9 protein-coding genes are annotated in these 11,595 nt (G+C 64.1%); 4 read left to right on the forward strand and 5 right to left on the reverse strand.

The annotated features are described in order from the left end of the window. The first annotated feature begins 22 nt into the window (after nt 1-22). On the forward strand, nt 23-1,438 hold the full coding sequence (locus NLM25_RS24825; protein WP_254138735.1) for an amidase: 1,416 nt from the start codon (nt 23-25) through the stop codon (nt 1,436-1,438). Next, a complete protein-coding gene (locus NLM25_RS24830) occupies nt 1,435-2,688 on the forward strand; it encodes an MFS transporter (protein ID WP_254138736.1) in 1,254 nt (417 codons plus the stop codon). Before NLM25_RS24825 ends, NLM25_RS24830 begins: the two co-directional genes overlap by 4 nt. On the opposite strand, the gene NLM25_RS24835 is transcribed toward NLM25_RS24830, so the two are convergent. Continuing rightward, entirely contained in the window at nt 2,669-2,833 is a 165-nt protein-coding gene (locus tag NLM25_RS24835; protein ID WP_254119888.1) for a Flp family type IVb pilin, read from the reverse strand. The genes NLM25_RS24830 and NLM25_RS24835 overlap by 20 nt on opposite strands. A gap of 318 nt (nt 2,834-3,151) precedes the next feature. Here NLM25_RS24835 and NLM25_RS24840 point away from each other — a divergent pair, with 318 nt between their 5' ends. Further along, nucleotides 3,152-5,869 carry an EAL domain-containing protein gene (locus NLM25_RS24840; protein WP_254138737.1) on the forward strand — a complete coding sequence of 906 codons (2,718 nt, stop codon included), beginning with the start codon at nt 3,152-3,154 and terminating at the stop codon, nt 5,867-5,869. Between the two features lie 153 nt (nt 5,870-6,022). On the opposite strand, the gene NLM25_RS24845 is transcribed toward NLM25_RS24840, so the two are convergent. The 3 genes from NLM25_RS24845 to NLM25_RS24855 all read right to left on the reverse strand — a co-directional run bounded on the left by NLM25_RS24845 (nt 6,023) and on the right by NLM25_RS24855 (nt 8,632). Next, nucleotides 6,023-6,703, reverse strand: a complete 681-nt coding sequence (locus NLM25_RS24845; protein WP_254138738.1) for a DJ-1/PfpI family protein — start codon at nt 6,701-6,703, stop codon at nt 6,023-6,025. Nucleotides 6,704-6,758: 55 nt separating this feature from the next. After that, nucleotides 6,759-7,115, reverse strand: a complete 357-nt coding sequence (locus NLM25_RS24850; RefSeq protein WP_254138739.1) for a hypothetical protein — start codon at nt 7,113-7,115, stop codon at nt 6,759-6,761. 68 nt (nt 7,116-7,183) lie between these two features. Further along, nucleotides 7,184-8,632, reverse strand: a complete 1,449-nt coding sequence (locus tag NLM25_RS24855) for a tyrosinase family protein (protein WP_254138740.1) — start codon at nt 8,630-8,632, stop codon at nt 7,184-7,186. A 647-nt stretch (nt 8,633-9,279) separates the two neighbouring features. Between NLM25_RS24855 and NLM25_RS24860 the strand changes: the two genes are divergently transcribed. Beyond that, the gene (locus NLM25_RS24860; RefSeq protein WP_254138741.1) at nt 9,280-10,035 is read left to right on the forward strand and encodes an SDR family oxidoreductase; all 756 of its coding nucleotides are present in this window, start codon (nt 9,280-9,282) and stop codon (nt 10,033-10,035) included. A gap of 69 nt (nt 10,036-10,104) precedes the next feature. On the opposite strand, the gene NLM25_RS24865 is transcribed toward NLM25_RS24860, so the two are convergent. Beyond that, nucleotides 10,105-11,442 carry a S41 family peptidase gene (locus tag NLM25_RS24865; protein ID WP_254119894.1) on the reverse strand — a complete coding sequence of 446 codons (1,338 nt, stop codon included), beginning with the start codon at nt 11,440-11,442 and terminating at the stop codon, nt 10,105-10,107. Nucleotides 11,443-11,595 lie beyond the last annotated feature (153 nt).

Below are 11,595 nucleotides of genomic sequence, written 5' to 3' on the forward strand. Positions count from 1 at the left end.
GCTGGAGTGGAGAACGCGAGCCGTGGCCGATGCCCTGCACTACCTCGAACTCACCGAACTCGCCGTACGCCTCAAGGCGCGCGAATTGTCTGCGCTGGAGGTGACGCGCGCACAGCTCGACCGCATCGATGCCATGGACCGCGAACTTGGCAGTTACGTTCACGTAATGGCGGAAACGGCCATCGCCGAGGCGAAAGCCGCGGACGCCGAAATCGCACATGGCCTGTATCGGGGGCCGCTGCATGGTGTGCCGATTGCGCTGAAGGATCTGTTCTGGACCAAAGGCATTCCGACGGCGGCCGGCAGCACAATTCATCGCGATTTCCGTCCCGGTGAAGACGCGACTGTCGTGCGTCGTCTCAAGGACGCAGGAGCCGTGACGCTCGGCAAGGTGCAGCTCACCGAGGGCGCCTATTCCGATCACCATCCCCTGGTGAGGCCGCCGAAGAATCCGTGGAATGCGGATTACTGGCCGGGCATTTCATCCAGCGGCTCGGCAGTCGCGACAGCGGCCGGACTTTGCTTCGGCTCGCTCGGCTCGGACACCGGCGGCTCGATCCGCTGGCCGTCCGCCGCCAACGGTCTGACCGGGCTGAAGCCAAGCTGGGGCCGCGTCAGCCGTCACGGCACGTTCGAGCTGGCCACGACGCTCGACCATGTCGGATCGATCTGTCGCAGCGCAGCCGATGCCGGCGCGCTGCTCGGCGCGATCGCCGGACAGGACCCGAACGATCCGACGTCGCTGTTCGAGCCGGTGCCCGACTATCTTGCCGCGGCCGCAGAGGACATGCGGGGCTTGCGGATCGGCGTCGACGCGGGCTGGAACAGCGACGACGTGGACGTTGCGACACAGCGTGTGTTGGCAGACGCTATCGAGGCTTTTCGCGCACTTGGCGCTGCCTTCGTCGATGTCCGATTTCCTGACGTGACCCAGGCAGTCGCGGACTGGGCGCCGAATTGTGCGATAGAAGCTGCGAACGCGCACGAGGTCACCTATCCGGCGCGCAAGGACGAGTATGGGCCGATCCTCGCGTCGGTGATCGAGGCCGGTCGCACGCTCACGGCGCTCGATTATCAGAAGATCCTGCTAAGGCGGCTAGCGCTGCGCGGCCGCGTGGCCGCCCTGTTCGAGACCATAGACCTGCTGCTGATCCCGGTGCACCCATTCCCGCCTTTGACGCTCGCCATGATCCGGACGCTCGGCGAGCAGCCGGACCTGATCGCGAAGCTGCAGCGCTACACCTGTCCGTTCGACATGACCGGTCATCCTACGATTACGCTGCCGGGTGGTGCATCGGAGGATGGACTGCCGATCGGGTTCCAGCTCGTCGCCACCCATCTCGACGAAGCCATGCTCGTACGCGCCGGTGCCGCGTTCCAGCGCGCGACGTCCTGGCATCGTCGTCATCCTTCCCTCACCTCGCGGAGGCAACAATGAGCGTTCAATCCACACCGGCTCATCGGGGCATTTTCCACGGCTGGTTCGTCGTCGCCGGCGCGTTCGCGGTCACCTTGGTCGGATTCGGCTGCGCCTACACGTTCAGCGCGTTCCTCAAGCCGCTGCAGCTCGAGTTCGGTGCCTCGCGCGGCTCGGTCTCGCTGGTGTTTTCACTCGCCGGCTTCCTCTATTTTGGCCTCGGTATCGTCAGCGGCCCGCTCGCCGATCGTTTCGGCTCGCGCGTGCTGGCGGTGACCGGCATGCTGCTTATCGGCTTTGGTCTCGTCGCCGCCGGCTTTGCGCGCAATCTGGTCGAGGTCTATCTCGCCTATGGGCTTGGGGTCGGCGTGGGCGTCGGCTGCGCCTACGTGCCGGCGATCGGCGCGGTGCAGCGCTGGTTCGTGCGCCGGCGCGGCTTTGCCTCCGGCCTTGCGGTCAGTGGGATCGGCGTCGGCACGCTGGCGATGCCGCCGCTCGCGACACTCCTGATCGAGATGTTGGGCTGGCGCGGCGCCTATATCGCGCTTGGCCTGCTGGCGGCGGCGATCGGCGGCGGCCTCGCGCTGCTCATCGAGAATGATCCAAACCGTCGCGGCCTCGGCCCCGACGGCGATCCGCCGCTGGCGACGGGCTCAAGTCGCGCAGACGGTGCGTCCGTCGCTGAAGCGGTGCGGTCGCGCAATTTCATCGCGCTCTATGTTGCCTGCCTGATCTGCTCCTTCGGCGTGTTCGTACCGTTCGTGCATCTCGTCCCTTATGCTGGCGACCACGGCGTGGCGCCCGCAGCCGCAGTGCTGCTGCTCGGCGTGATCGGCATCGGCAGCACCGCCGGCCGGTTCCTGCTCGGCGGACTGGCCGACCGCATGGGCCGAACCTCGGCGCTGCTGCTGATGTTTGCCGGTATGGCGGCGGCGCTCGCGATCTGGGCGGTGTCGGCCCATGCCTGGCAACTCGCGGTGTTCGCCTTCGTCTATGGCGTGTTCTATGGCGGCTGGGTCGCGGTGCTGCCGGCCGTGGTGATGGACTTTTTCGGCGGCCGCAACGTCAGCGGCATCATCGGCATACTCTACACCAGCGTGGCCTTCGGCACGCTGATCGGACCGAGCGCCGCCGGCTTTGTCTACGACGTCAATCACAGCTACACGCTGCCGATCCTGATCAGCGCAGCTACGAACATCGTCGCGGCGCTGATCGTGGTGACGACACTGGCGCGAACCGAAACACGCTCGGTCACTTCAGCGACGTGCTGATCGATCCGAATTTTGCGTTGAGCCGGCTGCCCATGCCGTTGATGACGGTGATGATGGCGAGCGCAATGCCTGCGGCGATCAGGCCGTATTCGATGGCGGTTGCGCCGGACTCGTCGGCGAGGAAATTCTTCAAAGCGTTGTACATGACCAGCGTCCTTTTCTGCGTCGTTGCGGGAGACGCTCGCAATTCGTGTGCCAACGCGGCCGTGAGGATTGCCAACAGCTTAGATGGTTAAGCCTTGATTGATCATCGCGGCGGCCGGCAGGAATTGACCGGCGGCGCGAGGGCCCGCGGCAATTCCTGCACGTCTTGCGCTCCGTACATCGCTTGCAATTGCACGCGCCGATTCATCCTGCATTAACCGCCCTTCCTAACTTTGCCTCCACACCGTTTCCGTAAACCAACGGATGTTTCCGGGGCCAGGAATTGACCCTGACGTGTGCACGGCAACGATCGAGTGTGATGACGGGATTCGGCAGTCGCCTCTTTGACCAGGCCTTCGTACGCAGCGGACCGATCCGCTGGCTGGTGGTGGGCGGCACGCTGCTGATCGCGGCAATCGCCATCGGCTCGGTCCTGATGGCGCAGAACTTCCGCGAGCGCGCGCTGCGCAACTCCGGCCGCGAGCTGGAAAACACCGTGCTGCTGCTCGCCCATCATTTCGATCAGCAATTGCAGGACTTCGCGGTCATCCAGAAGGATTTCGTCGACCACGTCCGCGCAACCGGCATCGCAAGCGCAGAGGACTATCGCAAGCGCCTTTCCGGCCAGGACGTCCACCGGATGCTGCGCGCGAAGATCGAGGCGCTGCCCTACATGGGCGGCGTCAACATCATCGATGCCGAAGGCAATGTGATCAACTCGTCGACGACGTGGCCGGCCCCCAGGGTGAACGTCGCCGATCGCGCCTATTTTCGCACTTTCAAATACGATCCTTACTCGCCGGACGTGCTGATCGAGCCGTTGCACAGCCGCATCTCCGGCGCCTGGACCATCCTGATCGTGCGCAAGATCGTGGGACCGAACGGCGAGTTCATGGGCGTGGTCGGGCGCGGTATCGAACCTGCCAATTTCGAGAAATTCTTTGAAACCGTGGTGCTGGGTGAAGGCGCGACGATCTCGATGTTGCATCGCGACGGCACGCTGCTCGCCCGCTATCCCCATTCCAGCGAGTTGATGGGCAGGAATTTCAAGACCGGCCCGTTCGAGCATCAGAGGGTGTTCGGGCTCGATCACTTCGCCGGCCGCTTCATGAGCCCCGTCGACGGAGACGACCGGCTGATCTCCTCGCGCGCCCTGCCCCACTTCCCGATCCTGATGATGGCCACAACGACGCGCGCGGCGGCGCTGACGGACTGGCGCGAGCAGATCGGCATCCTGATCTCGGTTGCAGGCGCCTCCGCGCTCGCCATTGCGGGCGTACTGATCGCAATCGTGCGCAAGCTTCTGGAGCAGCATCGCGCCTCCCGCGAGCGGCTGACGCTGGAGAAGCAGCGCCTCGACCGCGCCGTCAACAACATGACGCAGGGCCTGTTGCTGTTCGACGCCGAGCGGCGGCTCGTGATCTGCAACCAGCGCTACATCGAGATGTACGGCCTCTCAGCCGAGGTGGTGAAGCCCGGCTCCAGCTTCCACGACATCATCGCCCACCGCAAGGCGACCGGCTCGTTCGCCGGAGACATCGACGGCTACGTCGTCCGTGTGCTGCGCGACATCCATGTGCGCAACTCCATGGTGGTCGATACGTCCGACGGGCGCTCGATCCACATCCTCAACGAGCCGCTCGCGGACGGCGGCTGGGTGGCAACCCACGAAGACATCACCGAACGCCGTCGGACCGAGGAGCGCATCACCCACCTCGCCCACTATGATGCGCTGACCGACCTGCCCAACCGCACCATGTTCCACGAGCATCTGCGCAAAGAGCTCGCCGCCATCGCCGGCGGCGAGGAGGTCGCGGTGCACTATATCGACATCGACGAGTTCAAGGGCGTCAACGACGCACTCGGCCATCTCGTCGGCGACGAGCTGTTGAAATCGATCGCACAGAGTCTGCGCCGCTGCGCAGGCCCGGCCGACTTCGTGGCGCGGCTCGGCGGCGACGAATTCGCCATCGTGCAGAGCGCGGTGACGTCGCAGGACGCGGTCAGCGATCTCGTCGCGCGGGTCTTCGAGGCCATCCGCACCCCGTTCGACTGCATGGGCCATCACCTCACCACCGACGCCAGCATCGGCATCGCGCTGGCGCCGGGACACGGCACGGTGCTGGACCAGATCCTGAAGAACGCGGATATGGCGATGTACGCCGCCAAGGCCGCGGGACGCCGGACCTATCGCTTCTTCGAGCCGGAGATGGACGCCAAGGTCCGCGAGCGGCGGCAGCTCGAGATCGATCTGCGCCACGCCATCGCTCATGGCGGCCTCGAGGTCTACTACCAGCCCTGCCTCGGCCTGAAGGACGACCGCATCACCGGCTGCGAGGCGCTGGTGCGCTGGCGCCATCCCGAGCGCGGCATGGTCTCGCCCGCCGAATTCATCCCGATCGCCGAGGACACCGGCCTGATCAACGAGATCGGTGAATGGGTGCTCGCGACCGCCTGCCGGGATGCCGCGAACTGGCCCGACGACATCCGCCTCGCCGTCAACGTCTCGCCGGTGCAGTTCAAGAGCGGCACGCTGGCGCTGAAGATCATGGCGGCGCTCGCCGCTTCCAATTTGCCGGCGAGCCGGCTCGAGCTCGAGATCACCGAAGCGGTGCTGATCCGCGACGACGACACCGCGCTTGCGATCCTGCACCAGCTCCGCGCCATCGGCGTGCGGATCGCGCTCGACGATTTCGGCACCGGCTACTCCTCGCTGAGCTATCTGCACCGCTTCCCGTTCGACAAGATCAAGATCGACCGCTGCTTCGTCAACGACATCGCCGGTCCCGACGGCTCCGCCAGCATCGTGCAGGCCGTCGTCAATCTGGCGGCCGCGCGCCGCATGACCACCACGGCCGAGGGCGTCGAGACCGAGGAGCAGCAGCGCCTGCTCCGCACGCTCGGTTGCTCGGAGATGCAGGGCTATCTGTTCAGCGCCGCAAAACCCGCCGACAAGGTGCTGGAGCTGTTCGCGCTGCACCGCAGCCGCCTCGCCCGGTGCGACGGCGGCGAAAGCCGCCGCCGCGAGGCAGGCTAGCTTGTTACGTGCAGATTCCCGAACCGATCGTCCCCCGGCATAGCCGGCGGCCTCAACTCCGCGATCATCTCCCGGACATTCATGGCCGCCGCGCTCCGCTTTGGCCGCAGATTGCGGCCGCCCGCTGTTGTGCCAGGCGACCCGGCCGGGCATTCAGTCCCATTTGATCGGACATCCCGGCGACTCCGGAATGACGCCCATCACCGGCGGCTTCGGAAAATATTGAGTCGTAACCTGTACTTCCTCGGCGCTCTTGTCGTCGAACAGCAGGGAAATGAGCTTCAATGCCTCATCAAGGCCCGCGGAGATGCCACCTCCCGTCAACCGATTGCCGGAGGCGTTGCGGGACACCACAAAGCGCTGGCGCGTGGTATCCACTTTGATGCGAGGGAAGCTCTGAAGACATGCGGTGAAGTACCAGTGCGTGGTCGCCTCGTGACCGTCCAGCAATCCCGCACGCGCGAGCAACAGTGCCCCCTCGCAAACCGAGCACACCCATGTCGCGTTGGCGGCTATCTGGCGAAGATATTGCAGATAAGGAGACTGTGGGTCCTTCATGATGCCCTGGAGAGCAGCGGGGTCGCCGCCGGGGACCCAGAGGATGTCCAGCGCGGGTGTCTGGGCGAAGCTCGCGTGAGCTTCGAAGCGGACGCCATTTATGGACGTCACGGCGCCGCCATCCTGAGAAATCAGCGTCGACTGCAAATCGTTGTCCTGGCCCGCCCAATAGAACATCTCGAGAGGGCCTGCGACGTCCAGCAGGTTGACGCCTTCATAGATCGGAATTCCAAGCTTCATGGCGAAACCCCAGTCACGTTGCTTCCTTGCGGACATGGACGTGTCGCGATGACAACGCCCCGCCGCGATGGCTCCTGACGCGACAACGCCATCAGGAGATCTGCCTCATCGTTCCATGGAATTTCGAGAACCCAGGGCGGTCCTTGGCGCCGCTGCCGGGTTGCGTGATGTTCGTGATGATGGTGTTCATCCGGTAGTCTTCGAGATGCACCACGGTGGTGCCGTCGCGCTCCTGCCAGGTTACGAGGAAGAGCTGGTCGCGGATCGCCTCGACTGCGATGTGGACTGTCTCGGAACTGTTCGGGATCGGATTTCCGCTCGCGTCGACGCCGGTGTAGGTGAGCGATGTCTCCGACGCGAAGTCGAGTTGCACACGAAAACGAGCACCATTCGCTGAACTGAAGTCGACCAGGTATTTGTGACCAACTGCTGGAAAAACATCCGGCATCGTTCAATCCCTCCTGATTGCGGCATCGCGGCGAGTGCCCCGATGCCGGCGACGTCATGGGGCACGAGCTATCGCAGTTCGACCTTGAAGAGCTTCTTCCCTTGAGCTGCGGTCAGCGATGCCATCGCGCGCACCTGAGGGCCGCTGCCAAGCAAGCCATCGCGGGTGCGCACCTGAACCTCGATGTCATCGGCAGTCATCCGGGCCGCCGCCTCGCCCAGCGATTGCGTGCTGATGGCCGCCCTGCCCTCGATATGGGTCTGGCAATTCGCGCAACCATCGACGTGCCAGCGGCTCAGCACTGCTTCAGTCCCGATGTGACGCTTCTCTCCATCCACGTTTGCGAATGCACTGATGAGGAACGACCCGCGGATGCGCGCACGGTTGAGGCCGCGTACGCTGATCGTCCTGGCTGCGACAGCGGCGCCGGACGCGGCCGCGAGCGAGGCAGGCTGGTCAAGCGAGCCGGGCCCATAGGTGTATCCCAGCTGCTTCTCGATGTTGATGCAATCCTGCGACGTATAAGGACGCTCCTTGCCCCCATCGGTCAGCTTGAACGGGTCAAGCGGAGACTCGAGCGTCAGCCACGAATTGGCAGCCGTGCCCGGCGTCGGCCCCTGGCTGTCGACGGAATTGGTGCCGGGGTATTGCGGTATGATCTCGAACTCGTCGGTGAACCCGTTCTTTTTCTGCCACAGCCAGAATACGCGATCGACAAAGCAGTGATGGAAGAAAAAGATCGGATCGAGACCGGCGGTGTCGTTCTCGCCCATGTCACCGTTCGCCCCGTCGATCGGAGACGCGTCGAAAATGTTCGGAAGATCGAAGCCTCCGACGGCAAGATGAATGCTGTTGTGCGGGCTTTCGATCGGAACGACGCGTTGCCCCTTGTCATCGAACCATTGCGCGGCTGACGTCGTATTGGAGAACACGGTGTAGTTCGGCGCGTTCAGGCAAGCCATGTACTTGTCCTTCACGTGCCCGCCTCCGATCGGCTTTCCATCGACGATGACGGTCGCGGATAGCCAATTGCGTATGTTGTCGTTGAGAAGTCCGACGTTGACGTCGTCGTTGGGAAACTTTGCGTTATGCGCCTCCGTCGCCGCCCTGTCCGCCTCCGTCCCGACCAGCCCCGAAAGGGGATACCGCACCGTCTCGTATCCCCGCGGCTTGCTGTAATCGGCGTCAGGGATCGGACTGAGGTGATCGACGATGCCTCTCGGAAACACGAACGACCGCAACGGGTTGGGAATCGTTTGGCCGTCCAGCACGAAGTCCTTTTGCGTGAGGACGCTGGGAATGCCCGCGTTCACGGAGGCATCACTGGTCTCGTCCCAGAATGGCAATGCAACGTCCGCGCAGCCAGGAATGCTCCGTAGCGCGTCTTCCAGTTTCAGCAGATAGACCCGGTGCCAGGTCGGGAACAGAATATTGCCGTGGTTGCAGTAGCCGCCCCAGTACTGCGAGTTGCCCCAGCCTGCGCCACGGAACGGCTCTCCGTGATAGCCGCCGAGCATGAAGAAGGATTTTGGATCGTCGGGGGGCAATTCCTTGATGCCCTTCCAGGCGCGGATCACGTCCTCGAGAGGCTTCTTGTTACCCTTGTCGAACTCGTCCTGCAGATCCTGGATCGAGCGACGTACTCGCAGCGTGGCGCTCATGGCTTTTGCCTCCCCGGAGATCAAGCCATTTCTCCAACCTCAGATTGCATCATACCTCATATACTTTAGGTTGAATATCGAATTTTTCTCGACCATGAACGTGATGCATCCCGGTTGAATCTGGACGTCGAAACTTCTCCCTCTCTCCGGCAGCCATTCGTCGGCTGGACTCTGGACGACGTCATCAACGCGACATGGGGTCTTCCTGCTTGACGATGGCGACCGGCCCGGATACGTCCATGCTTGCAGCTGCGCAAGACGCCGCTGCCGTAGGCGTTACCGTCATCCAACGCGTCCTCTGTCGAGAGGGTCCCAGCTGGGAGATCTCGATTCACGAGACGCCACGGTCATGCCATCACTTTCCCTGCTTGCGGATACTCACCCGTTCAAGACGCCGCTTCCGGCGCGGCTCGTCCGCGTCTGGACGTTTGCTGTCTCGGATTGCCCGCCGCCGGGATTTTCCGGGTTGCCGTGGCTTTCACCTCCATTGAAAGGCAGCAACCATGAAGATGACTGGCAACACGATCCTCGTCACTGGCGCCACCAGCGGCATCGGCCGCGCGCTGGCCGAAACTTTCCACGACCGCGGCAACCGCGTCATCGCCACCGGGCGACGGCAGGCCCTGCTCGACCAGCTTGCGGGTGAACGCCCCGGCCTGATCGTCATGCCGCTCGACCTTGACGATCCCTCGAGCCTGCCGCGCTTGTCAGCAGAAGTGCGTGCGCGCTTTCCCGAGCTCAACGTGTTGATCGCCAACGCCGGCATCTCGCGGCCGGAGGACATGACGGCGGACGGCTGGGACGCGGGTGACGCAGAAGCCATCGTCCAGACCAACATTCTGGGCACGCTGCGTGTGACGGCGACATTCCTGCCGCTCCTGAAACGGCGGCCGAACGCGACGGTCATCGCCACCAGCTCGAACCTCGCCTTCGTGCCGCGTGCCGACTTCCCCGCCTACTGTGCCAGCAAGGCGTTCCTGCATTCCTGGCTCCAGTCGTTGCGCCATCAGCTCCGCAAGATCCCGGTCGAGGTGCTGGAGCTCGCGCCGCCCTATGTGCAGACCGAGCTCACCGGCGCGCAGCAGGCAAGCGATACGCGTGCCATGCCGCTCGATGCCTACATCGCGGAAGTCATGCAATTGCTGGAGCTGCGCGTTCATCCGCACGACGAAGTGCTGGTCGAACGCGACCGCGCCCGCCGCTGGGCCGAGCGCGACGGCCGCTACGAGGCCACCTTTGCGGCCATGAACCCGAGCTGAGACGGGGTCCCAAAACGAATTCGCCCGGGAGCGGTCATCCGCTCCCGGGCGATATGTGGAATCGTAAGCTTAGTTCGGCACCGCAGCCTTCGGCGCAGGCTTGGCGGCGACCGCATTCGCGGTCACGCCGTGCAGGAAGTCGTAGGCCGCGTGCAGGGCCTTGTCGTCCTTCTCTTCCGGCGGAACGTAGGATTGCGATCCCGTCTGTTCATTGCCGTCGGCGTTCTGCAGATGGCCGCGCATCTGGGATTCCGCCATGGTGTCCATCCGGCCCTTCAACTCGGGCGGCACGTCCTGCAGGATCTCGATGTCGGGCGCGATGCCCTGGGCCTGGATCGAGCGGCCCGAGGGCGTGTAGTAGCGCGCGGTGGTCAGCGCCAGTGCACCGTTGCCGGCGCCGAGCGGAATGATGGTCTGCACCGAGCCCTTGCCGAACGAGCGCGTGCCGATGATGGTCGCGCGCTTGTGGTCATGCAGCGCGCCGGCCACGATCTCCGAGGCCGAAGCCGAGCCGCCATTGACCAGCACGACCAGCGGCTTGCCCTTGGTGAGGTCGCCACCATGCGCGGTGAAGCGCTGGGTCTCTTCCGGATTGCGGCCGCGGGTCGAGACGACCTCGCCGCGCTGCAGGAACGCGCTCGACACCGAGACGGCCTGGTCGAGCAGTCCGCCCGGATTGTTGCGCAGGTCCATCACATAGCCGACGAGCTTCTCCGGCGGGACGTCCCTGGAGATCGAGGCGATCGCCTTCTTCAGGCCGTCGGTGGTCTGCTCGTTGAACGAGGTGACGCGGATATAGCCGATGTCGCCGTTCTCGACGTGGAAGCGAACCGGACGCACATGGATGATCTCGCGCTTGATCGCGACGTCGAGCGGGGCGTCAGCGCCCTTGCGCACGATGGTGAGCTTGGTCTGGGTATCGACCGGCCCCTTCATCTTGTTGACGGCCTGCTCCAGCGTCATGCCCTGCACGGCATCGCCGTCGATCTTGCTGATGAGGTCGCCGGACATGATGCCGGCCTTGGACGCCGGCGTGTCGTCGATCGGCGAGACGACCTTCACCAGGCCCTCCTCCATCGTGACCTCGATGCCGAGCCCGCCGAACTCGCCGGAGGTGGTCTCCTGCATCTCGGTCCAGGCCTTGTCGTTCATGTAGCGTGAATGCGGATCGAGCGAGGTCACCATGCCGGTGATCGCGCCCTCGATCAGCTTGGAATTGTCGGGTTTCTCGACATAGCTCGCCTTCACCCGCTCGAACACTTCGCCGAACAAATTGAGCCGGGAATAGGCATCATCCGCGCGCGCCGCCGCCCGTGCCGCCCATACTCCGCCGTGCGGGCTCGCTACCAGAAGGGTCAGACACGCTCCCGTGAGCGCGCCCAGGGGGAACAGCAGGTTTTTCCGCATGGATAGGCTGGCCTTCTTGCTCGGAGCTTTGCTTTGGGCTTGGGAAGCGCCATGCAAATGGCGATCCAGCCCGCTGTTCACAATACCATTCAGGTTTCTTCAAGGCCGGGACGCCGCGCTGGCCGGTACACTGTAGAAATCCCTTCGCTCTGG

The organism is Bradyrhizobium sp. CCGB01 (assembly GCF_024199795.1).
In the GTDB taxonomy this organism is placed as follows: domain Bacteria; phylum Pseudomonadota; class Alphaproteobacteria; order Rhizobiales; family Xanthobacteraceae; genus Bradyrhizobium.